22 protein-coding genes are annotated in these 23,295 nt (G+C 44.0%); 11 read left to right on the forward strand and 11 right to left on the reverse strand.

Features of this window, described 5'->3' with window-relative positions:
- From NDI42_RS08215 to accB, 3 genes are all read left to right on the forward strand, one after another.
- Positions 1 to 156: transposase (locus NDI42_RS08215; RefSeq protein ID WP_190455406.1), on the forward strand; the 156-nt coding region annotated here is incomplete at its 5' end.
- A gap of 187 nt (positions 157 to 343) precedes the next feature.
- Complete coding sequence (gene efp / locus NDI42_RS08220) at positions 344 to 907, forward strand: elongation factor P (RefSeq protein ID WP_190420829.1); 564 nt, start codon at positions 344 to 346, stop codon at positions 905 to 907.
- A 256-nt stretch (positions 908 to 1,163) separates the two neighbouring features.
- Positions 1,164 to 1,679: an acetyl-CoA carboxylase biotin carboxyl carrier protein gene (gene accB, locus NDI42_RS08225; RefSeq protein WP_190420825.1), complete on the forward strand. Its 516-nt coding sequence runs from the start codon at positions 1,164 to 1,166 to the stop codon at positions 1,677 to 1,679.
- A gap of 361 nt (positions 1,680 to 2,040) precedes the next feature.
- Here accB and NDI42_RS08230 read toward each other — a convergent pair whose 3' ends face one another.
- The gene (locus NDI42_RS08230) at positions 2,041 to 2,520 is read right to left on the reverse strand and encodes a GNAT family N-acetyltransferase (protein WP_190458166.1); all 480 of its coding nucleotides are present in this window, start codon (positions 2,518 to 2,520) and stop codon (positions 2,041 to 2,043) included.
- Positions 2,521 to 3,027: 507 nt separating this feature from the next.
- Between NDI42_RS08230 and NDI42_RS08235 the strand changes: the two genes are divergently transcribed.
- On the forward strand, positions 3,028 to 3,897 hold the full coding sequence (locus NDI42_RS08235) for a Uma2 family endonuclease (RefSeq protein ID WP_190458168.1): 870 nt from the start codon (positions 3,028 to 3,030) through the stop codon (positions 3,895 to 3,897).
- A 72-nt stretch (positions 3,898 to 3,969) separates the two neighbouring features.
- Here NDI42_RS08235 and NDI42_RS08240 read toward each other — a convergent pair whose 3' ends face one another.
- The 3 genes from NDI42_RS08240 to NDI42_RS08250 form a co-directional block, all read right to left on the reverse strand.
- Entirely contained in the window at positions 3,970 to 4,584 is a 615-nt protein-coding gene (locus NDI42_RS08240) for a GerMN domain-containing protein (protein WP_190458008.1), read from the reverse strand.
- A 90-nt stretch (positions 4,585 to 4,674) separates the two neighbouring features.
- Positions 4,675 to 5,487, reverse strand: coding sequence for an LmeA family phospholipid-binding protein (locus tag NDI42_RS08245; protein WP_190458010.1), 813 nt, complete (start codon positions 5,485 to 5,487; stop codon positions 4,675 to 4,677).
- Between the two features lie 63 nt (positions 5,488 to 5,550).
- Positions 5,551 to 7,356: a proline--tRNA ligase gene (locus tag NDI42_RS08250; protein WP_190458011.1), complete on the reverse strand. Its 1,806-nt coding sequence runs from the start codon at positions 7,354 to 7,356 to the stop codon at positions 5,551 to 5,553.
- A gap of 81 nt (positions 7,357 to 7,437) precedes the next feature.
- Here NDI42_RS08250 and NDI42_RS08255 point away from each other — a divergent pair, with 81 nt between their 5' ends.
- The 3 genes from NDI42_RS08255 (at position 7,438) to NDI42_RS08265 (ending at position 10,902) form a co-directional block, all read left to right on the forward strand.
- Positions 7,438 to 8,799 (forward strand): 1-acyl-sn-glycerol-3-phosphate acyltransferase, encoded by a 1,362-nt coding sequence (locus NDI42_RS08255; RefSeq protein ID WP_190458014.1) that lies wholly within the window; start codon positions 7,438 to 7,440, stop codon positions 8,797 to 8,799.
- Positions 8,800 to 9,353: 554 nt separating this feature from the next.
- The gene (locus NDI42_RS08260; RefSeq protein WP_190458015.1) at positions 9,354 to 10,130 is read left to right on the forward strand and encodes a Uma2 family endonuclease; all 777 of its coding nucleotides are present in this window, start codon (positions 9,354 to 9,356) and stop codon (positions 10,128 to 10,130) included.
- Positions 10,131 to 10,422: 292 nt separating this feature from the next.
- A complete protein-coding gene (locus NDI42_RS08265) occupies positions 10,423 to 10,902 on the forward strand; it encodes an orange carotenoid protein N-terminal domain-containing protein (RefSeq protein ID WP_190458018.1) in 480 nt (159 codons plus the stop codon).
- 277 nt (positions 10,903 to 11,179) lie between these two features.
- Here the strand turns inward: NDI42_RS08265 and NDI42_RS08270 are convergent, their stop codons facing one another.
- The 4 genes from NDI42_RS08270 to NDI42_RS08285 form a co-directional block, all read right to left on the reverse strand.
- Positions 11,180 to 11,854 carry an acetoacetate decarboxylase family protein gene (locus tag NDI42_RS08270; RefSeq protein WP_190458020.1) on the reverse strand — a complete coding sequence of 225 codons (675 nt, stop codon included), beginning with the start codon at positions 11,852 to 11,854 and terminating at the stop codon, positions 11,180 to 11,182.
- 30 nt (positions 11,855 to 11,884) lie between these two features.
- Positions 11,885 to 13,279: a DUF2079 domain-containing protein gene (locus NDI42_RS08275; RefSeq protein ID WP_190458023.1), complete on the reverse strand. Its 1,395-nt coding sequence runs from the start codon at positions 13,277 to 13,279 to the stop codon at positions 11,885 to 11,887.
- Between the two features lie 131 nt (positions 13,280 to 13,410).
- On the reverse strand, positions 13,411 to 14,688 hold the full coding sequence (locus NDI42_RS08280) for a mannosyltransferase family protein (protein ID WP_242017759.1): 1,278 nt from the start codon (positions 14,686 to 14,688) through the stop codon (positions 13,411 to 13,413).
- The gene (locus NDI42_RS08285) at positions 14,681 to 15,784 is read right to left on the reverse strand and encodes an isomerizing glutamine--fructose-6-phosphate transaminase (RefSeq protein ID WP_190458025.1); all 1,104 of its coding nucleotides are present in this window, start codon (positions 15,782 to 15,784) and stop codon (positions 14,681 to 14,683) included. Before NDI42_RS08285 ends, NDI42_RS08280 begins: the two co-directional genes overlap by 8 nt.
- Before the next feature lie 229 nt (positions 15,785 to 16,013).
- Between NDI42_RS08285 and dxr the strand changes: the two genes are divergently transcribed.
- The 4 genes from dxr to NDI42_RS08305 all read left to right on the forward strand — a co-directional run bounded on the left by dxr (position 16,014) and on the right by NDI42_RS08305 (position 19,488).
- Positions 16,014 to 17,207, forward strand: a complete 1,194-nt coding sequence (gene dxr, locus NDI42_RS08290; protein ID WP_190458027.1) for a 1-deoxy-D-xylulose-5-phosphate reductoisomerase — start codon at positions 16,014 to 16,016, stop codon at positions 17,205 to 17,207.
- Positions 17,208 to 17,283: 76 nt separating this feature from the next.
- On the forward strand, positions 17,284 to 18,246 hold the full coding sequence (locus tag NDI42_RS08295; protein ID WP_190458029.1) for an Rpn family recombination-promoting nuclease/putative transposase: 963 nt from the start codon (positions 17,284 to 17,286) through the stop codon (positions 18,244 to 18,246).
- Positions 18,247 to 18,504: 258 nt separating this feature from the next.
- Positions 18,505 to 19,206 (forward strand): tetratricopeptide repeat protein, encoded by a 702-nt coding sequence (locus NDI42_RS08300; RefSeq protein ID WP_190458031.1) that lies wholly within the window; start codon positions 18,505 to 18,507, stop codon positions 19,204 to 19,206.
- Positions 19,207 to 19,269: 63 nt separating this feature from the next.
- The gene (locus NDI42_RS08305; RefSeq protein ID WP_190421293.1) at positions 19,270 to 19,488 is read left to right on the forward strand and encodes a hypothetical protein; all 219 of its coding nucleotides are present in this window, start codon (positions 19,270 to 19,272) and stop codon (positions 19,486 to 19,488) included.
- Positions 19,489 to 19,518: 30 nt separating this feature from the next.
- On the opposite strand, the gene NDI42_RS08310 is transcribed toward NDI42_RS08305, so the two are convergent.
- From NDI42_RS08310 to NDI42_RS08320, 3 genes are all read right to left on the reverse strand, one after another.
- Complete coding sequence (locus NDI42_RS08310; RefSeq protein WP_190458033.1) at positions 19,519 to 20,280, reverse strand: MinD/ParA family ATP-binding protein; 762 nt, start codon at positions 20,278 to 20,280, stop codon at positions 19,519 to 19,521.
- A 68-nt stretch (positions 20,281 to 20,348) separates the two neighbouring features.
- Positions 20,349 to 20,678 carry an ArsR family transcriptional regulator gene (locus NDI42_RS08315; protein ID WP_190458035.1) on the reverse strand — a complete coding sequence of 110 codons (330 nt, stop codon included), beginning with the start codon at positions 20,676 to 20,678 and terminating at the stop codon, positions 20,349 to 20,351.
- Positions 20,679 to 20,736: 58 nt separating this feature from the next.
- On the reverse strand, positions 20,737 to 23,052 hold the full coding sequence (locus NDI42_RS08320; RefSeq protein ID WP_190458037.1) for a CHASE2 domain-containing protein: 2,316 nt from the start codon (positions 23,050 to 23,052) through the stop codon (positions 20,737 to 20,739).
- Between the last annotated feature and the right edge of the window lie 243 nt (positions 23,053 to 23,295).

Below are 23,295 nucleotides of genomic sequence, written 5' to 3' on the forward strand. Positions count from 1 at the left end.
GATGAAATTATTGCTTACTTTGACAACCGAACTACGAGTGGTGTTGTTGAGGGTATTAACAATAAGCTCAAGTTGATTAAACGCTCTGCTTATGGGTTTAGGAATTTTGAAAAGTACCGAATTAGATGTTTACTTACTTGGCATTTTAATTATTGAATTAGCATACTAAGTACTGAAGAGCCAACTGCTATATTAAAACCGCTATATGAGATATGAGATATGAATTCATAACTCATATCTCATAAGTTTTCCCCAATCCCCAATCCCCAGTCCCCAGCCCCCAGTCCCCAGTCCCTAGTGCGGTAAAATGAATTGCCGATTGTTCTCCCCAAGATAGAGATTCATGATTTCGAGTAACGACTTTAGACCCGGTGTCACGATTGAATTAGATGGCGCTGTGTGGCGGGTGGTGGAATTTCTCCACGTCAAGCCAGGGAAGGGTGCAGCGTTTGTGCGGACGAAGCTGAAAAATGTGCAAACAGGTAGTGTGGTGGAGCGCACCTTCCGGGCTGCTGAAACGGTACCGCAAGCCAACCTGGAAAAGCGCACGATGCAGCATACCTACAAAGAGGCCGACCAGTTCGTGTTTATGGACATGGAAACCTATGAGGAAGCTTCTCTGCGAACAGATCAGATTGGCGATCGCGTGAAATACCTCAAGGAAGGCATGGAAGTGAACGTTATCCGCTGGGGCGAGCAGATAATGGAAGTAGAACTACCTAACTCGGTGGTGCTGGAAGTCACCCAAACCGATCCGGGCCTTAAAGGAGATACTGCTACGGGGGGATCAAAACCAGCAATTGTGGAAACTGGCGCTCAGGTAATGGTTCCTTTGTTTATTACTGTCGGCGAACGAATTAAGGTTGACACTCGTACCGATACTTATCTGGGTCGAGAAAATGCCTAATACCATTTTGGATTTTGGATTTTGGATTTTGAAGCGATTTTTGAGGATATGGATTCTTCCCAAAACATCGCGTGATTTTGGATTGTCAACTAAAAGCCAATACACAAGTCCAGAATTTGAAATCCGCAAGTCTCAAACAAAATGGTATAAGTCAGAGGAAGAATTAAAAATACCAAGTTAAAAATTTTAAAAGCGAAATTTTTAACTTGGCATTTTTAATTTTTTTTTTCATCCTTCATTCTTCATTCTTCCCGTCATGTCAATAGATTTCAACGAACTCCGCGAACTGCTGGCGGCGATCGCGCAAACCGATATTGCGGAGTTGACATTAAAAAGCGCTGATTTTGAACTTACGGTGCGGAAAGCGCCGCGCTTTATCGCTCCGGTCGATCCACCTGCCCTATCAACAAGCGATAGCCCCAGCGTTGCGCCTCCCACCCAAGCAGCATCTATTCCTGTGCTACCTAGTCCGGGTATTGAGGTGCCGCCCCGTGCGGTTGCTCCCGTTGCTGCTCCCAATAGTGATCGCAAATTACCAGAGGTCGCATCCCCAATGGTGGGAACGTTTTATCGCTCTCCGGCACCCGATGAACCTCCATTTGTCGAGGTAGGCGATCGCATCCGTACCGGGCAAACAGTCTGCATTATTGAAGCAATGAAGCTGATGAATGAAATTGAGGCTGAAGTGTCTGGTATTGTGATGGAAATTTTGGTTCAAAACGGCGAACCCGTCGAATATGGACAACCCTTAATGCGGATTAACCCAGAATAATTTTCCTGTTTCTAGATTGCAATTCGAGGTGCGATAAATGTTCAAAAAAAATCTTGCTTTTTCGGCTACTTTTGTCTACGATCTAATTATCTAATAATTGCATTTTTATAATGGAAATATTGACGTTTATTAACAAATCCAAATATTTCCATTATTTAATATAATAACCCAAAATAATAATATAAAAAGGTAACGAAGATTACACGAAAACAATTTATTTCATATTTAAGATTTTTGTGCTTTAGGCAATACGGTAAACTTTACCTACTTAAACATAACCCAACGCAGCTGATTGACTGCCAAATCTCCGATGAGCTACTAAGATTTTTCTGAGATATGATCGTTTTCCAACCCTCCACACCTACAACTTCTTGAAGTATCTGGCAATCGGTAAAAGCCCAAAACCCAGCTTTTCATAGGTACGACGTGCTGGGGCATGGCCAGGATCGCCTCCAGTCTCCACCATAGCAACGGACATCCCAGCAACTTTCATCCAATCAAGAGCGAATTGCGTCAGAGCGGTGCCAATGCCTCGACGTTGATAGTTTGGATCGACGGCGATCATGTAGATTTCACCCATGCTGCTCTCCGAGTGGAGTTTCACCGCTACAAAGCCCACGGTTGAACCAGAGTCTATCGCAACCCACACCTTTGTGTCCTCATCAGCACAGACTTCCTCGACAGCCTTTTGCTGGCTTACACGCCAATCGTCGGGATAAAATGCTCGGTACACGTCAAAGTCCATCGCGTTCTGAATCGAATCAAAGACCGGAGTCCATGCCAGAAGCGAAAGACGAATAACGGCATCAAGTTGGCGGGGGTCGTATGGTTCAATTTGCATTTCAGTATAGGCTTCAGAAGGCGGGGTATCAGTAGCATCAAAACAGAAAATCGGGTTAAGCCGTGTTACGTGAATGCTTGTCGTTATATCTATGATATTGGCAGGGCTGGAATCAGAATTTTGCCACGACTTTACCTGTAATACCTTCTTTTTCGTGAAGCGATCGCTCAAAAAAACAAAAGTCAAAGTCGGCTTGACTCTTTAACTTTTGTTTTGTTCATTAGTATAGTTCATTAACTCAGTACCTCTGAGTCATTTTGTCACCCCTTAGTCTAAACTCCAGAATTTAAACAACCCCTATCGGGTTAGGGCTTGATTGCTAAGTTTCGCAATCAGTCCCTATTAGTAAAAGTGCGATCGCAGTTGAGCGATACCATTAGCCGTCAAGTGCGATCGCACTGAGGATGAAAGTTTAGTAGGATAGAGCGGAACCGCCGACTTACTGCAATAGCTGGAAGTGCTGATTTTAATCTCTATAATTATTTAATTTGATGGCAGGTTGATATGATGCAACCCCAGACAGCCCAAGAACAGGAATCCCAGAGGCAGGTGGTAGAGTGGGAACCGCCTATGCCACCTACAGATTTAATTTTTGATGATGGTGAACCCTTGGAAAGCAATCTCCACCGCATTGCTATGAATGTCCTGATTCGGTCAATGCTAATCCCATTGGCTGACCGCAATGATTACTTTGCGGGGGGCAATATGTTCATTTACTACAGCAGCACTCAAGCTCGTAATCGAGACTTCCGGGGGCCGGATTTTTTTGTAGCGTTGAACGTGGATGGTAGAACCGACCGCCAAGGCTGGGTAGTATGGGAAGAAAATGGTCGCTATCCCGATGTAATCGTGGAGCTGATGTCACCCTCCACAGCGGCGGTAGACACGGGAGTTAAGAAAGATATTTACGAGCAGATTTTCCGCACCCCGGATTATTACGTTTTTGACCCGTTCGATCCCAATTCCTTACGGGGGTGGCATTTGGATGTTAATCAACAGTATCAGCCCCTAACACCGAACGAGCAAGGATGGCTTTGGTGTCAGCGATTAGGCTTGTGGTTAGGAACTTGGGAAGGAACGCTGGAGCGAATTACGGGGGTATGGTTGCGCTTCTATGACCAAGCTGGTAATCTTATCCCCTTACCAGAGGAGGTGGCGCAACAGCAAGGAATCGAGCAAGGTTTACAGCAAGGAATTGAGCAAGGTTTACAGCAAGGCGCTTTGCGACAGTTGTTGCGTTTACTCACCACTCGCTTTGGAGACGTTCCTACTGAAATCGAGCCAAGATTACAAATACTTAATTTGAATCAATTGGAAGATTTGGTAGAGGTAGCGCTGACGGTAGGCTCTTTAGAGCAATTCGTCAATCAATTGTAGAAGTATCCACCGTTTGAGCCTGTTTTCTTTAGGGGCAGGAAAACTCCGCCCCTATGAATGGCAAAGCAAAAACTACAGTTTAAAATTTTCCTGAAAGGTTTGCCTTGTGAGTGGCTGATCTAGTTCTAAACCTTCACCGCCCAAAACGTCTAAAGGTTTTCCCTCTACATTCAGCCAAACCTTGGCATTGGGATTTTCACTGGTGGCTGTATAGAGAACCTGTGCCACGCGACCTGTCATTGAGGTACTGCCGCCGCCACTGGTAAACTCTTGGGATAGATCCACATAAACACCATCATCCCGAATCTTCAAACTTCTGAGCTTGGTTCCCTTGGGAATAGTGCTGCTGTAAGCCGGATCGGTTGGGCCAGCCAGCAAACTATTGAAAGCCTCATTGAGAGGAGCTTGCGATTTGACTGCGGCTGCCGCTTTGACCTGACTTGGCACCACCTCAATATTGTTGCCACTACTTTTTAGCCAATAGACTTCAACTGTCTTCTGGGCTGCTTGGGGCTTAGTCTGAGACGGCGTGGGCGACTCTTGGGCGATGGGAGCCGGAGAGGCTGTGGGAGACGTGTCTGGATTTACTGCCTGCGGCTCTTCTGGAGCGCACGCCGCAAAAACTAGCGCCGACATACCGAGTGCGATCGCGATCGCTATCCGGCGGACTGGTTGTTGAGCTTGCATATTAATTTCCCTCCTTAAAGATTTATTGAGATTTTTGTGAGGAGGTTTTGATGAAAAATACATTTGAACGGGGCGCTGCTCCGGAAAAACCTAACGCACACTAGGTACAGCAGTTGGCGCTTTTACTTTCACAAACGCTGCTACCTCTAGCTGTTCCCTATCTACATCTAATTTTAGGATTTTAAGAGCGATCGCAGCATCATCCAAGGTACTGAGATCCAATCGGTCATTTAAAGTGGACAGCAAAGCAGCAACTACTGGGGGTGGCACTGGCGTATTATTAACCAAAACCGACGGCTCAATTAACTGCAACTTAGTTTCTTCGGCAACACTCACCCCTGTCTCCACCGATACACTCAGTTTATCCGCTCCCTGTTCTTGTAATTCCAACTGCAAACGCACTCGGTTATTCCCCAGAAGTTCTATCTTGGGATTGACAAACTCATAGCGTTGAACTATAAGTTCAGCTGAACTGCCCAAAAGACGGCTTGCCAGTTTACTCAAACGCTTTGTTACAGCCGGTGAGAGTAAAGCTTGATTAATATCCTCCTGGGTGATAACTAAACGCAATCCCCCCTGTAAAGGTTGCTCTAGTAAAGTCGTCACTGGAGCCTTTCCCCGCTTTCGCAAACGCGCTACATCAATGTCAAGGGGATCGGTTTCTAGTTCCAAAGCTGCAATTCTGATTTCTGGTGTTAGCCAGAACCCCCGCCCCGCAACCCGCACTCGCTCGACTTTTCCTTGGACAATTTGATAGTTGGGGGCGTTGTCGATGCGGACTTGCAATTGCTCTACTTTATCAAATCGGGAGCGGATGGCGCTCTCTACTGTGCGATCGAGAACTAATCCAACAGGTGAGACGAGAGCTAGTATCCCAGACAAAAAGATGGCTATAAGTTCCATTAGTTAATATTAATTATTTACTTCTCATTCCCAGCCTCTAACTGGGAATGAGTATTGATGTAGTTATGAAACAGCGGTAGAAATCCACTCTTTTAAGGTAGATACTACTTCCGAAAGGGGAATTTCCTGTGATTTATGGGTGGCTCGTTCGACGATTTCCACTTTGCCATTATTGAGCGATCGTCCTGTCACCACTCTATAGGGTATCCCAATTAAATCGGCATCTTTAAACTTTACCCCAGCGCGTTCGTCGCGGTCATCTAATAATGTTTCAATTCCCGCTTCATTGAGTTGAGTGTAGAGTTGTTCAGCAGCTTCGACTTGTTTGGTGTCGCCTGTGTTGGGAATTGAAATGATGACTTGATAAGGCGCGATCGCTACCGGCCAGATAATCCCATCTTTATCATAAGATTGTTCTACCGCAGCCTGCGCCAGTCTCGACACGCCAACACCATAACAACCCATTACTAAAGGTACTTCTTCACCTTGTTCGTTGGTGTAAGTTGCTCCCATTGCTACAGAGTATTTGGTGCCTAGCTGGAAAATGTGACCGATTTCAATTCCTCTGGCAGTTTGGAGAGTTTGACTGGGATCGTGAATTGCGCGATCGCCTAATCTTGCCTTTCGCACATCCAATACCATTTCTGGTAATTTAAATTGCTCACCCCAATTTGCCCCGACTCCGTGGTAGCCACTTTCATTAGAACCTGTGACGAAGTTCTTTAAACTAACAGCAGTTTTATCAACTAAGCGCACAAACTTAGGATGTATTTGCTTATCCTGAGTGATGTAGTCATCAGTAATATCAGGGGCAATATAACCCAAAGGTAGAGGTTTTGCCGCCCATTTTTGCTGCGCTTCTGCGTCTGGTACCGTCAAGGCGATGATGGTTTTCCCGCCATACTGCGGGGCTAACTTTGTCAGCTCATTTTGCAACTTGACTTCATTAACATCTTGATCTCCTCGGATGCTTACCAGTACCAAAACTGTCATGCCATTGTCATAAACAGTTTGGTAGAGGACATTTTTTACAATTTGGGTAGGATGACACTTTAAAAATTGGCACAGTTTATCGATAGTTTCTGTTCCCGGTGTCTCTCGTTTTTCGGAAGTTGTAAATGAGGATTCTTCTGCATCCGGTGGCAAAGAAACAGCCTTTTCCACATTGGCGGCGTACTGTCCATCTTCGGTGTAAAGAACTTCATCTTCACCCGCCTCAGCGAGTACCATAAATTCTTGGGAACCAGAGCCACCAATAGCGCCAGAATCAGCTTCTACCGCTCGGAAAGCCAAACCGCACCGTCGCAACATATTGCTGTAAGCTTGGTGCATATCCTGATAAGTTTTCTTCAGGCTTTCCTCATTGGTGTGGAACGAGTAGCCATCTTTCATGATGAATTCTCGCCCGCGCATCAAGCCAAAGCGGGGACGAATTTCATCCCGGAATTTGGTTTGCAGTTGATAGAGGTGCAGTGGTAGCTGACGGTAGGAGCGAATCATATCACGAGCGATCGCTGTAATTACTTCCTCATGCGTCGGCCCTAATCCCAATTCTTGTTTGTGTCGGTCTGTGAGGGCAAACATGATATTCTCAGCTTGGGTGTAAGTATCCCAGCGCTCCGATTCTCGCCATAAATCTGCTGGTTGCAATTGTGGCAGCAGACACTCTTGAGCGCCTGTTGCATTCATCTCTTGGCGCACGATTTGGGAAACCTTTTGCAGCACTCGCCACATCAAGGGAAGATAGGCGTAAATACCGCTACCGATGCGACGAATATAGCCTGCACGGAGCAGTAATTTATGACTGGGGATTGTTGCTTCCGCTGGATCTTCCCGCAGCGTAACAAAAAGCATTTGTGACAGTCGCATCAGTGGTTGCCTCTACAGATGGGAAAATTATTATCTAAGCTAAGTCTAGGATGTCTAATCGCAAGTTATAAGGATAGGACATTGCCAGATTTCATGATACAGGCTCAACCACCGCTAGAATTTATTCCTCCAGCTTTCAATCCTCTAGTTTTACGCTCCGCCCAGATGGTGCTACCGTTTTGGATGCGATCGCATACAGCAATTACCCAAATTCAAGCGGACAACGTGGAAGTTTTGGTCGATCTGTATCGCCAATTTCAGGACGGAAAAATCCGCTTCCTAATGGCATTTCGCCATCCCAACGCCGAAGATGCGCTGTGCATGGCTCATTTGATGTGGAAATTGGTGCCACGGGTAGCACAACAACAAGGCGTATCCCTGCAAAATCCCCTACATTTTCACTTTATCTATGACCGGGGAATTCCCCTATGGGCAGGCGCACACATGGGCTGGATCTATTCTCGCTTAGGTGGCACCCCCATTCATAGAGGCAAAGCAGATTGGTTAGGGTTAAAGTCAGCGCGTGACTTGTTTGCTAATGCTCAGTTTCCGATGGCAGCTGCCCCCGAAGGTGCCACCAACGGTCACAATGAGATTATCAGTCCACTAGAACCAGGTATCTCTCAATTAGGCTTTTGGTGTGTTGAAGATTTGCTTAAAGCTGGACGCTCCGAGCAAGTTTTGATTGTCCCAGTAGGGATTAAATATCGTTACATCGAAGCTCCCTGGAAGTCTTTAGAAAAGCTTTTAACCGAATTGGAAGCAGTTAGCGGTTTAACCGCATATGCAGAAAGTGCTGAGCCTGATGTTTTAAATCCTCATTTCCTCTATAAACGCTTGTATCGTTTAGGGGAACATTTACTCTCATTAATGGAGCATTTTTATACCCGATTTTATCATAAAAATCTGCTAAAGAATGAAGCCTTGGAAGCTCGACTTCAAGCTTTGATGGATGCGGCTCTACAAGTTGCAGAGCAATATTTTGACTTACCGCCCAAGGGAAGCGTAATTGACCGCTGTCGTCGGCTAGAGCAGGCTGGTTGGAATCACATTTATCGAGAAGAATACAAGAATATAAAGGCGCTGTCTCCCCTAGAAAGGGCATTAGCCAATCGAATAGCTGACGAAGCAAACAGTCATGTATGGCATATGCGGTTGGTAGAAACTTTTGTGGCAGTTACAGGCAAGTATGTTATGGAAAAACCAACCGTAGAGCGCTTTGCTGAGACAGCCTTACTTTTATGGGATATGGTGAATCGCATCAAGAATAGTAATCCTTTTGAACGCCCTCGTCTTGGCAATCAACAAGTGGAGATGACTATCGGGCAACCAATATCTGTTTCAGAACGTTACGCAGTTTATCAAGAAAATCGTCACGGTGCCAAACTTGCTGTAACCCATTTGACTAAAGATTTGCAACACGCGATAGAGAGTTTACTTTAGTGAAATCCCAAGGAATTTGTAGCTTGCTTAGCCGTATGTCTAGCAAAAATTTTATAGCTTGTGTTTCTCCTTTAAAGCTTCCCATCTAGCTTCATCTGTATCAAAATCAGGTGGAGCAGGCTGAGTTTTAGCAAACCAGTCTCTTAAAGCCTTGATTTTAGCTGAAACTTGTCTTTAAGGTGTCGTATCCAGTAGCTCATTACTAAAGGAGTTAGTGCCATTTTTAGCTTACTGTAAGATGATAATTTCTACATCTCCCAGCTTTAGGTTAATCGGGTCTGTAATAATCAATTGACCCAATTATTCAATTTTACCTTGAGTTCATAGGCTTGTATATGTGCTTCGGTGATGAAAGTAATATCTATCATACATCTTAAGCGAGGGTAGGTAAGGAAGGATGCGATCGCGCTCCAATTACCTTCTTTATCAGACTAAAATAAATTGGCTCATTATCAAAAATGCCCTATTACAAAATCATAACTTTGCTCACCCGGCAATCTAGTTATCAAGTAATATGAAAGTATGAAAAACTGGTACTCAACAGTTAAAAAGCCATGTCAAACATTATTCTAGTTGAACATGACGTAACGCTGCCTCCAACCCAGGCAGAACTTCCCTATGATGATGGAATTCCGATGGAATCTCAACGGCATAAAGTCCAGATGGATTTGTTGATTGATACCCTACTACCTTGGCTGGGAGAACGCTCGGACGGTTATGTAGGCGGCAATATGTTCGTATACTTCAGTATGGAGCAGGTTCGCAACAAAGACTTTAGAGGCCCAGACTTTTTTGCTGTGTTGGGAGTACCAAAAAGAGAACGTTTAAGTTGGGTGGTTTGGGAAGAAGGAAAAGCCCCAGATGTGGTAATTGAGTTGCTCTCAGAAAGCACCGCCCAGCTAGATAAAAATGAGAAAAAGCTGATTTATCAAAATCAGTTGCGCGTATCAGAGTATTTTTGGTTTGACCCTTTTAACTCCGATGATTGGGCTGGTTTCTTTCTCCAGCAAGGAGTTTATCAACCTCTATCTCTAAATGCTCAGAACCAATTAGTAAGCCAATCGTTGGGTTTAGCGTTGCAGCGTTGGCAAGGTAACTACAAAGGGATTGATGCTACCTGGTTGCGTTGGGCAACTTTGGAGGGAGAATTGCTACCAACTCCGGAAGAACAAGAACGCCTGCGGGCAGACTCGGGACGCCTGCGGGCAGAGCAAGCAGAGTCTCAGTTGCAGCAGACGGTACGCAACTTACTGGCAGAAGGGATGGGTGTAGAACACGTAGCTCGGTTAACTGGTTTGTCTGTAGGGCAAGTAGAGGAACTGAGCAGTTAAACGCTGTAAATTAGCAGATATTACCTTACGTTACTTGTTTAAATCTAAGAGCGATCGCCTTCTGAGATTTTTTTAAAGTGTTGCGCGATCGCTTACTTTTTCATATCTTCCTTTGGTTATAAATTTATAACTTATCTACCCTCTCGTTGATGGATTTGTCTTGGGGATCGTAATCTATCTTCAGCGGGGTTAAACCATCATCGATTATTAGTTAATTTTCTTTAAGAAAGCGAAAAGTAGTTTTCTGAGTAACTGCGGAAACTAAGCAATTATTGATTTTTTGGAGGGCATTATGACATTCACCACTACGGGTAGCTACGACAAAGGTAAAGAAGCTCTTAAGGGCTTGAATGTAGACGATCAGCTAGGATTGCTGTGGTTTGTTTACACCAAGATGGGTAAATCAATCACACCAGCGGCTCCAGGGGCTTCTGGCTCTGATATTGCAGAGGGATTGTTCAATCAAGTTAAAGAACTTTCCCATGAAGAACAGCTGCAAGTTCAGCGTGATATCGCTACAAATGCTAATACTCAGATTAGCCGTCAATACGGCTCTTTAAGTCCTGAAACTAAGCTGGCTTTCTGGTACTTTTTAGCGCAAGGAATGGACAACGGTACTATCATTCCTATGCCTCCTAATTATGAACTTCCCCAAGAAGGAAAAGACTTGTTAGCGCAAATTGAAGGTATGGATTTTCAGCAGCAAATTGATTTCTTACGTGGTGCTGTATTACCTATGGGTGCTGAGGCTGCACCAGGATCTGATATCTAGAAAGATTAGTAAATATCGGACTGATTCCTCTCAATCATCCTCCGCTAATTGGGGAAGCAATTAGCGGTTTTTTTGATTTTTGCGATCGCCCTTTAAGATGGCTCTAGACAAACAAAGTTAACAAAATAGTAGCTTGGGAAGCCACACGCAATGCGTATTTTACCCCGCCCTTACGAGTGGTATTTGAGGTAACGCAACAAATGCAATATAAGCGTTTGTTGCGTTTTGCTATTTCACTCAACCCAAATACAATTGTTATGAATTGGTGTTCTAGTGCTTACTGATAGCTAAACTCAGCTTCTCTTGCTGTGCGTCCCACTACTTCCGGTGCATCTACAACTATACGCATTTGGTCGCAGTAAACTGTTACCAAAGGCTGACCTAAGCTTAACTGGGAGAAAGGACTAATTGCAGGTACTTCTAATTTGCCACTAACTGCCTTTAGCTGAGACTCTAATCCACTTTTGAAAAATAGCACATTGGAGTCTAGGGTACTGAAGGCAGATCCGGTTAAGGGTTGTCGCCACCAGGTAGAAAGGGGTAATGGCGTGTTTGTGTAGCTGAGGCTGCACAACTGCTTATCGCCTTGACGGACAGTAACCAGAGAATTGTCGCCTTTTTGCCACGTAAATTCAGCTATTTCTTTGGGTAGTCCCCAAATTTCTCGTCCACCAGCAACAGAATCAGAATTGTCTACATAAATATGGGAAACCCAACCGCCCAATTTTCCTTCATAGCTGACGATACCAGGGACAACAATTAACTCGCTGTACTCTAATACTGAACCTGTGCCGTAATAGGATAAGTAAACCCCGCCTAGCGTTTTTCCTGGGAATACAGAGACGATTTCAAACTCTGGGGGGATGAAAGGACGCGCTTTGGGAATATCTACCAAATGCAAGGTTTGTAATGCGTAACCTTGAAGCGTCCAAGGTGCCTGGGGATATGTCATTTGAAACTCCTAAAATCGTATTTAATTTTATTAAGACTTTTTTCTAAACAAATAAACATCATCACGTTGATAGGTTAATTGAAATTGCGCTGCATTTCTGAGTTGATTGACAAAGTTAGCGGCAAATTCTTGATTACCAGATCCGCCCGGATAACGCACATTCAGCAAGACATATTCAAAGGCTGAGAGGTCGGTGGGTGGTGGATTAAAATCGTCAACGAACTGGATCAGGCGGCGGTGGGTTAAATGGGGGACAATTCTGTGGGTAGTTAAGACACCATCAGAAGTTTGAATTTGCGCGATCGCTTCCCGCGTTGCTTGCCAATTATCTAGCGAAATCTGATATTTTGACCAAAAATACCCATACTTTGCTAATGCTAAGAAAGCCACTAGCGACCAGAGAATTATCGCCTTTCTATTCTGCAACCAACTACGATTAGCAGCAAGACTAGAAATTACAGCCAGCAGCAGAAAAGGCAAAATTGGCAAAGAATACTGATGAATTAAATCCCGTTGATGGGGTTTGTCGGAAAGAATGTTCAACATGAAAGCGGGAATAGCACTCACCAAAGGAGTTAAATGCTGCGGCGAAAGCCCCCAAATTAACGGCAAAATTAAAATTATTAAATAGTTTATGGTATTAATTGAGAATATTCTTCCTAACACCAACTCTGGCTTAAATACTAAATTTCTCGCAATGTCCAAAACTGAATTGCCGAGATAACTGTAACGTTCCACTGCTGCGGCTTCGCTGCTGCTGAAGAACGGAATAACCACCTGAGTTGCAATGAGGAACCAGGCAATACCAGCGTAGAGGGCAAAAGCACCATAGAAACGTCTCTTCTCGAACACCAGCAGCCACAAACCCATTGCCGCTACAGTTAGAGATAAGACAGCTTTACATCCCAAAATAAAAATAATACTTAAACAAAACAACCCAATTTTACTTTCCCTAGCACACCATACGGCTGCTAAAAAGACGGGAACAGCCATAACTTCCGGGTGAAATTCAAATAAGTTAACATTAAAAATTAGCGGGTAGAGTAAGTACGCCACTGCCATTGCTACGCATTGCGATTGTTTTAGCCCCGCCTGATGTGCAAGGTGCCACATGGGTAATGCACCCAAAGATAAGGCAACAGCTTGGACTATCAATAACCAGTGAACATTAGGGAAAATTTTGTAAAATAAAGCCAGCGGATAAACTGCCCAAGCTGCATGGTTTCCCATGTGATGAAAGCCGAGAATAGAGGAAATCGGCGGTTGTCCTTGACTGATTAAATAAACTACTTGATCGTAAATTCCCAGGTCAAAAGCCCCCGATTGAAACATTGCATGTCTAAGACTGCTACACGCAAATAAAATTAAGATACTTGTGCCGATTGTTAGCGCCACAGCACCAGGCTTTAACAGTTTTTCTTTCATAATATTTTTGAACTGCTTCAGGCACAGGGTAAATCTCTCTTGATCCCTTATATTATTAGAGGAAATTTCCACCAATTGGTTTGATAGCGGGCAATGCCCACTCTACATTAATTGCTGAATTAATCCAATTTTCACCCTGCCCAGAGGTGTTGGGCAAATCTAATAGATAAACTGGCAAGAAAGATGGTGAAAAAGCCGATTGTAGGGTATCCCCAACGCGGATAACGGGAAAGTAATAAACCAAGCGCGATCGCTAGTGATACAATTCCATAAGCAATCCGACCAATTGACCAAGTACCTCCAGAGTTCAAAATTAATCCTAAGCCACAAAAGCCATAAATTACTGTCACCAAACTCAACTGGTTGCGTAAGTGCCATAACAAGTAGCCACCACCTACTAAAGCGACCGTATTAATCAACGGATCGCCCGCCACGAGCCATAAAATTAACCATAACAAACAAAAACCATATCTAACTTTAATCTCACCCAATTTTTTCCGAAATCGCCACAACAAAAAGCCACTGGCGACAATAATTAAAAATAGCAGTGGATGCAAAGGGTCTACAATTGAGCCGTGTTTCCAGTTCGCTGTCCCCACCGAAATTTGCATCAGCATTTTACCCCAACCTTGCCAATCAAACCCTACGGTTGGTCGCCATCCCCGCTGTGCATTGACAAACGCTAAGGGGTCTGCAAAACGAATCCAGCAATATAAACTAAACAGCAGCAAACCAACTGCGGTAGCTAAACTGGAAACGTAGGCAATCAGGGGTCTGCGTTGTCTCCACGCTACTATCAAAAAAGCGGGGATAAGTGCTATCCCAGTTGGTCGAGTTGCAGTTGCTAATGCACCACACAAAGCTAACCAAAAATACTGTTTTTTATCAAATGCTCTCAAAGCGGCTGTACTTAGTAACAGAAACAGCCCTTCTGTATAAATTACCGTTCCAAATAGAGAAAACGGACACCAAGCGAGTACAGCACTTGACCACCTTGCAGCACTTTTGCCATGATGTTCTTCTACCCAAAGGTAAACAATAATTATTGCGCCCAAAAAGGCAAAATTGTTTACTAATGTTCCTGCTACCTCAAAGGGTAAGCCAAGGAGCATTATTCCACGAACAATTAAAGGAAATAGGGGAAAAAAGGCAACATTATGCCCTTTTCCATCATTGATATATTCGTAGCCAGTAGTAGCGATCGCGCGATAATGTACACTATCCCAATAATCGAAAACTCCCCAGCCAAACGTAGGCGCAATCCCACCTGGTGGAGGCGGAAGCAGCGGAGCAATCAATATCATTGCTATCAAAATCACGAGTCTGCTAATTAGCCACATTCCCGCTGCAAAGATGAAGGCATTGTTTAAAAAAGCTTTTTTTGTATCGATTGTTCCAGCTTCATTCATGAGTTATAGCCTTAGTTAAATTCCTGGGGCGGTCAACATCGACTCCCCGATGCACTCCGAGATAGTAAGCCAAGATTTGCAGGGGAATAACTGTTAGAAGGGGAGAGAGTAATTCGTCTACTTCAGGTACAGACAACACATCATCAAATATTTCAGACTTGATGGATGTTACCCCAATTAGGCGAACACCACAAGCCCTGGCTTTCTGAGCATTTGCAAGGACTTTTTCGTAAACGACACCAGGCATAGCGATCGCTACCACAGCAACCTTAGAATCTAGGATGGCAATTGGCCCATGCAAAAATTCTCCACTATGATAACCTTCCGCGTGAATATAGCTAATTTCTTTCAGTTTTAATGCTCCCTCTAAAGCAATGGAAAAGTTAATACCTCGTCCTAATAAAATCCAATTTTCTGTTCCCTTTAAATCTTGCGCTAATTTTTCAATATACTCTTTTTGAGTTTGCAAAATTATGTCTATTTTGGCAGGAATTTGTCGTAATCGTGCCATGATTTGATGTAATTGTTCCGCCGATATTTGGCGGTAGTAAGCCAAATCAAGAGCTAAACAGTAAAACGCTATCAACTGAGCTAGAAACGTTTTTGTGGCAGCGATCGCTATTTCAATTCCTGCCTGCGTATGGATAGTATGGTCTACCAGTTTCTCTAAAGAACTTCCTGTTTTATTGGTAATTCCTAAAAGTCGCTGCTTCACCCTACGATTTTTTTCTATTTCCAACGCAGCGAGTGTATCTGCGGTTTCTCCGGACTGGGTAACGCCAATGATAAGTGTGTTAGCAGTTGGGGGCGGTGGTGCATCTCGAAATTCCGCAGCATCATGTACTATAGTGGGAACTTTTGCCACTTGTTCAAACAAATATTTACCTACTAAGCTGGCATACAAACTACTACCACAAGCAATAATTTGAATTTGGTTTATATCAAGGTAAAAATTAGAGGAAAAACCTAAATTTATGATGTGTTCACCTAATGCTGGTATTGATTGATTAGTAAAAGCATCTAAACAAGCTTGCACCACGGCTGACTGCTCGTATATTTCCTTAAGTGTGTAATCTTCAATTTTATTTTCTTTCATCAGTATCTCCCTTAGATTAATTTCGACTACTCTTAAAGCTGAAAAACATAATTATCATCTTTTGTCAATTGTCCGTTGAGGTTAAAAATTGAGTATATATTGTTGTCAGGTTGAAAAGTTAGAGCCTGACAAGGTTTTAACTTTTCAATCCGGCAACGTTTCAATGACCAACGACTAAGGCAGCCCAAACAATCGTATAGTGTAAAGTACAGCGAATTATTAAATAAATATGAAAGCGATCGCTCTCCTTGGCTCTACCGGATCAATTGGAACTCAGACGCTAGATATCGTGGCTCAGTACCCTGACCAGTTTCGGATTGTAGGGTTAGCAGCTGGACGCAACGTAGAAATGCTTGCCGCACAAATACGACAGTTTCGCCCAAGCATAGCAGCCATCTGCGAAGAAGAGAAATTGTCAGAATTGAAAGAGGCGATAAAAGACGTTGACCCCCAGCCCGTCCTACTTGCGGGCCAAGCCGGGGTGATTGAAGTTGCCCGTTACAGCGATGCCCAAATCGTAGTCACTGGTATTGTCGGCTGTGCAGGTCTATTGCCAACCATCGCCGCAATTGAAGCTGGAAAAGACATTGCTCTGGCGAATAAAGAAACTCTAATTGCTGGGGGGCCAGTTGTGCTGCCTTTGGTGGAGAAATATGGCGTTAAGTTGCTGCCAGCTGACTCAGAACATTCTGCCATCTTTCAGTGCCTTCAAGGGGTTAAGATGGGCGGCTTGCGGCGAATTTTGCTCACGGCTTCAGGAGGTGCTTTCCGCGATTTGCCTGTAGAAAAATTAGCAACAGTTAAAGTTGCAGATGCTCTAAAGCATCCTAATTGGTCAATGGGTAAAAAAATTACTATAGACTCCGCCACGTTGATGAATAAAGGACTAGAAGTAATTGAGGCTCATTTCCTATTTGGCATGGATTACGACCATATTGATATTGTCCTTCATCCCCAAAGTATTATTCACTCATTAATTGAGTTGCAAGATACTTCAGTTTTAGCTCAGTTGGGTTGGCCTGATATGCGTTTACCCCTGCTTTATGCGTTGTCATGGCCGGAACGAATTCATACAGATTGGCAACAGTTAGATTTAGTAAAAGCTGGAAATTTAACCTTCAAAGAACCAGATCATCAAAAGTATCCCTGTATGCAACTTGCCTATACAGCGGGAAGAGCTGGTGGTTCAATGCCTGCTGTTTTGAATGCGGCAAATGAACAGGCGGTAGCGCTATTTTTGGATGAAAAAATCGAATTTTTGGATATTCCGCGTTGTATTGAATATGTATGCAATCGCCATCAATCCGACAATCGACCTAACCCTTCTCTTGATGACATCGTAACAGCCGATGAATGGGCAAGGCAGGAAGTTTTAGCGGCAAGAGATAAGATTGGGCGCGATCGCCTTCTCTTCCTTAGCTAAGATAAATTCATCATTGATATAGCCAAAACCACAGCGATCGCTAGAATAAATAGACTATAGCTGTGGACGCGATCGCATGGTCAACAATCAACCCGATGAATACGATAGTCCTTGGAAAGAAGTTATCGAAACTTATTTTCAAGACTTCATGGCATTCTTTTTTCCACAAGCTCATGCTGAGATTAACTGGTCGAGAAATTATGAATCTCTTGACAACGAACTACAGCAAATTGTGCGGGATGCTGAGATTGGAATGCGGCGAGTCGATAAACTGATAAAAGTATGGCTGCAAAATGGCGAGGAAGCTTGGGTATTAGTTCATATCGAAGTCCAAAGCAAATCTCAGTCAAGCTTTGCCAAGCGTATGTACACATACAACTACCGCATTTTTGACAGGTATGAGAGACAAGTAGCAAGTCTCGCAGTGTTGGCAGATGACGAACAGAATTGGCGACCCAATAGTTACAGGTATACCCTCTTTGGTTGTCGAATAAGCCTAGAGTTCCCGATAGTGAAACTATTGGATTATGACGAACAATGGAGCGAACTAGAGCAGAGTAGCAACCCATTTTCTGTAGTAGTTATGGCGCATTTGAAAGCGAAAGCAACGCGCCGCGATAAATTTAGTCGGTTACAGTGGAAATTGAGGCTGGTCAGAGGGTTGTATGAACGCGGCTATGAACGCCAAGATATACTAGAGTTATTTCGCTTCATTGACTGGGTGATGCGATTACCAGAGGACTTAGAGGATAGGTTTGACGAAGAAATAAGTCGTTATCAGGAGGAGCAGCAAATGCCATATATTACCAGTATTGAGCGGAGAGCAATGGCAAGGGGGGAACTAAAAGGGCGATTGGAAACTGCGCGAGAGGCTGTTATCGAAGTTTTAGAAACTCGTTTTGAAGTGGTTCCTCAATCTATGGTTGAGGTGATTAATGAGATTGATGATTTGTCTGTGCTGAAGAGTCTCCTTCGGCAAGCGATAACTATTGCGTCGCTGTCAGATTTTCAGGAATTTATCAGCAGTATTAGGTCTTAATCTGAGCAATCATAACTTCACGCTTTAAGTTGCTATATAGCTATTTACTAAGAGCCATAAGCAAAAGAGATTTCTAAAATAAAAAATATAGAGTGCCACGCTTCAAGAGTAGCCGTAATGCGATCGCATTCATCATACACAGGCAATATAGTAAGTTTTGGCATGAATTAAAGTTATTAGAAAAGGTAAAATCTGCGGAAAAATTCTCTAACATCTTGTATATATAAGTTGATACTTTTATTCCTGCCAGCAAAAATAATGAATCACATTCATAGAGCGATCGCTATCTTGGGAATCATTACCTCCATCGGTGGACTGTCTCCTTCGGTCTATGCTCAACCACCGCGAACGCTCACGCAAGAAAGAAGTGCTGAGGACTTCAACAAACAAGGGTTAGAAAAGTACCACGACGGAGACTACCAGGGAGCAATACAAGATTACGATCGGGCAATTCGTCTCAATCCCAACTTTGCCGGAGCTTATGTAAATCGAGGCAATGCCCGCGATGACATGGGAGATATACAAGGAGCGATCGCTGATTATAACCAAGCGATTCGTGTCAATCCTAAGGATGATACAGCCTACTACAACCGAGGAATCTCTCGCATCAGAGAGAGAAACTATCAAGAAGCGATCGCAGACTTCGACCAAGCAATTCGTCTTAATCCTGAGTTTGCCGAAGCTTATGGCAACCGGGGAAATATTCGCGCCGCCCTTGGAGATAAACAGGGAGCGATCGCTGATTATAACCAGGTGCTACAAATTAATCCCAATGATGCCCTAGCATACTATAACCGGGCGACTGCCAAAGCTCAATTAGGAAACCCACAGGACGCGATCGCAGATTTTCAGAAAGCCGCCGACCTCGGCAAACAACAAGACAATCAAAGGTTATATCAAGATGCACTCGATAAAATTAAAGATTTGCAACAATCAGTAGCCGAACGCCAAACAGTTTGATCTCGATTTGGTGCGATCTCCTCCAAAAATTTCCTCTTCAGCAATAAATACTTTTGATTCGCTATGCCAGTAGACTTAATCATTTTCATCGCCGCAATTATAGTTTCCTGGCTAATCTTTACCCTACTGGTTAAAGTTGTGAAGGCAAGTATTAGCACTGCAATTCTTGTTGCGGCAATTGTTCTTATTTTGCAACTATTTTTTGGCATTGGGCCTCAAGACCTTTGGCAACAAGTGACCCAACTTCCTCAAACCCTTTGGCAGTTAGTTACAGGCAAGTAATAATAGCTAATTCCAATTAGCTATTAGCCATTAAGCGATAATCATTTTGGCAACATTTTCCATCACCTTGCTTAACGGATGATCTGGAAAACGCAAGCAGAACAAATCGCTACTTGCCATTTGGATCATCTCTTCCGAAAGCGGCAAAATACCTGCTACCGGTGCCTTATATGTCTTCTCGACCTGTTGCTTCAAAGCATCAAAATCCAAAATAGGTAGAGCCTTATTCACCATAAGCAACATCTTAGGAACCTGCAACTTTCGGGCAACTTCCACTGTCACGGCAGTACCCTGAAAATCTTGGCGATCTGGACGCAAAATCAAAACCAAAATATCAGAAATAGTGATAGAAAGCAGAGTTTCTTCATTAAGCCCTGGATGGGTATCAATGAATAAGTAATCTAAATCTAGAGTGTCGATTACCTCTTGAAACCCATCATTGAGCAGACCAAAATCGAATCCCTCGCGCAGCACTCTGGTAATATCTCCAGCTTTAATGCTGGAAGGAATCAGGTAAATGCTGCTGTCTTTATTACCCGTTTTTTTCAAAACCGAGGTGACATCATAAGCAGCTTCTTCAATTAAACAGCGCCCCCAGAGATAGTCATTGAGAGAGTGTTTTATCTTATCCTCATCGAAACCGAAAAGCACATGAATTCCGGGGGATTGGATATCCGTATCAACGATGCCAACGCGATGCCCAAAGCGAGCAACTATCGCAGCCAGGTTAGCAGTCGAGTTCGATTTTCCGGTGCCACCCCGAAATGAGTGGATGGACACGATTTTTGACATGATTTACCTCAATTAACTCATAACTCAAGACGCGATGATAAATCGCGTCTCTACAAACTCCTAACTCATCACTCTTCCCCTGGTGCCTTCTCGTCTAAACTTTGCCAGATATCTGTAGACAACTTGCTGCGCCGTTTAGAGGCAAGGCGAGGTCGGTAGTAGCGATCGCTTCCCTGTTCCACTTCTTGCACAAATCCTTGTGCTATCAGGGTGTCTAGCTGTGTACGGGCAATATCTTCACCCGCGCCAGTATAAGCCACCACTTCCGCTAAGGATACGCTTTTGTGACGCATGATCCAATTGACGAGTTTCCGCTCTTGGTCGGGTAAACTCATCACATCGACCATACTCAGACCAATATCTGTCTCTTGTTCGCCAGATGTCGTTTCCTTAGTCATAGTCTTCCTTCCTTGACTTTAAGCCAATTAATGTTGAAAGCGATCGCTCCTATGCTCATCACTTAGATTCATCCTCTGTCTTCTGTCGCTTGTTCGCCCTTTGCTGCAACTGCTGGAAGTAGTCTTCTTCAGATGAGTTAACTTCTTGGCTTACCTGTGAATCCTCTTCGATCTCAGCTACGCCTTCAGTTTGTCCGTTAGCGTCCAAATTCTTCAGTTGCACTCGTTGCTGCAACTGCTGGAAGTAATCTTCTTCAGCGGTTTGGGCGTCTTGGCTTACCTGTGAATCCTCTTCCATCTCAGTTGCACCTTCAGTTTGTCCGTTAGCGTCCAAATTCTTCAGTTGCACTCGTTGCTGCAACTGTTGGAAGTAGTCTTCTTCAGCAGTTTGGCCGTTTTGGCTTACCTGGGTATCTTCTTCGATCTCGATTGCCGCTTCACGCCCGTCTGCATCCCAATTCTTCAGCTTCGCCTTTTGCTGCAACTGCTCAAAATAATCAATTTCTTCAGTTATTACAACTTGGGGTGAAACTGTGGCTTCTGAGGTGTGTGTATTTGATTCAATTTCGACATCGCTGCGCCGATTTTTCCGATTTTTCGCCTTTCGCTGCAACTGCTGCAAGTAATCGTCGGTTTCTTCAGTTATTACAGGTACAGAGGCGGAAACTGTCACGTCTGATGTCTGTGTATTTGATTCAATTTCGACATCCCTGTGCCGATTTTCCGCCTTTTGCTGCAACTGCTGCAAGTAGTCGTTGGTTTCATCAATTATTACAACTTGGGGTGAAACTGTTGCTTCTGATGTCAGTGGATTTGATTCAATCTCGACATCGGTGTGCCGAGGGCGCAAATTTTTCCCCTGTTGCTGCAACTGCTGCAAGTAGTCGTCGTTTTTTTCAGTTGTTTCAATGACTTCGGATGCAGGCGTAGGTTTTGCCTTAGATGAGGTGCCGCCTCGACTTCTGAAATTTTTTGCCTTTTCCTGCAACTCCTGAAAATAGTCAGTTTCTGTAATTTCAGCTACCTGGCGCTCTTTCTTTTCTTCATCAATCTCAATATCGATTTTCAAGAAACCCTTGACACTTTTATAGATTGCCTTGGCGTAGCCTCTTTCTACGATCAAAACACCGCCAGCTGTCGCCACTAGTGCCAATACTGGCGGTATTAGCGGTATCCATCCAGCTTGGAGAAATAAAACGTAGCAAGTTCCATACAAAACGACTATTGCTACGCCTCCAGCAATACCAAGCAGCCAAGGACGGCGAATGCGCCATGCTAGAATGCCTCCCGCCAGCGACCAACCCCAAATCCAGAAAAGTTCGCCCCACTCATTCCAGTACCAAAATAGGGGTCGTTTATCCAGCACTGCGCTAAGGATTTGACTGACAACTTGAGCGTGAATGGTCACTCCGGGCATTTTCTGGGTGCCTTCTTGAGCAGCACTGTAAGGCGTGTTAAAGTCGTCATTTACGCTGGTTGCTGTGTAGCCAACCAGGACAACTTTATCTTTTACTAAAGCCGGATCGACTTTACCCTTGAGTACATCTGTGAGCGTTACTTTGTTGGCTGGCTCATTTGCAGAGCGATAATTAATTAGCATCTGCACACCTTCCATATCGGCGTTCCGATATCCGCCAGCATTTTTGTCGGGGCTTTTGAATACGGTTGAGCCGATTTTCAGGTTTCCATCGGGTGTAGGTTCCGCTTCAATTCCCTCAGCTTGCAGGTAAATTAGTGCTAGGGACATATCCAAAGATGTCAGTTGCTCTTCGGGATCGCTGCATAGGTGAGCATTCTCTAGGGGAACTTTCGGGACTGGAGGACTTGCAACTAAGAGACTGCGGCGCACCCATCCATCAGGCTCTTTGACAAAATCAGCAAATCCAACTTGCTCTGGCGGGATGCTAGGTGGCGGCGGAAATCCTGCTTGTTTACCGTCACTCAGTTGGCAGATAGTTATAATGCGATCGCTTCCATTAAGCACCTTCAATAACTCTGCATTTCCCTCTTTAACGGGAACATCCCGAATAATATCTATACCGATGGCTCGCGGTTCATACTCGTCTAGTTTCTGCAAAACTCTAGCAATTGTCGCATCAGACAAAGGCCATCCCTTCTCCGCTTGGATGTCTCCCTGGGTGATTTCCACCAGCAACACGCGCTTATCTGGCCCTTCATCAGGACGCAGACGAATTAGCTGGTCAAAAGCACCAAGCTCTTGTCCCTGGAGCATTCCCAGCGCTCTTGCTCCTACTACCAAGCCTGTAATTACAACGCTGGTGAGAACTACCTGTCCGCCAAAGTTTAATGCTGTTGTGCCGACGTTGGTGTTTGATAACAGTGAGCGAATTTTTGAGTTAAGCCTAGAAATCATATAATTGCCACCTCCTCTCTAGGGGCTAGAGTGTCAATTGTCGCTCAATCTGTCGCCTTTACAGATAAATTCAAAATTAAGATTTTTTCTGCCCCAATGTATTTGGCAAAGCTGATTGATGAGCTTCTGCGTCGCTCTTAAATTTTATTTCTCCAAGATTACAAAAGTTAATGAAGTTTTGGACAAATAAATGGATAAGTCAATTAAATTTTCAATGAAGCAGAAGAAAAAAGGCTGACATGA

The sequence above is a fragment of the Funiculus sociatus GB2-C1 genome (assembly GCF_039962115.1).
Taxonomy (GTDB): Bacteria; Cyanobacteriota; Cyanobacteriia; order Cyanobacteriales; family FACHB-T130; genus Funiculus; species Funiculus sociatus.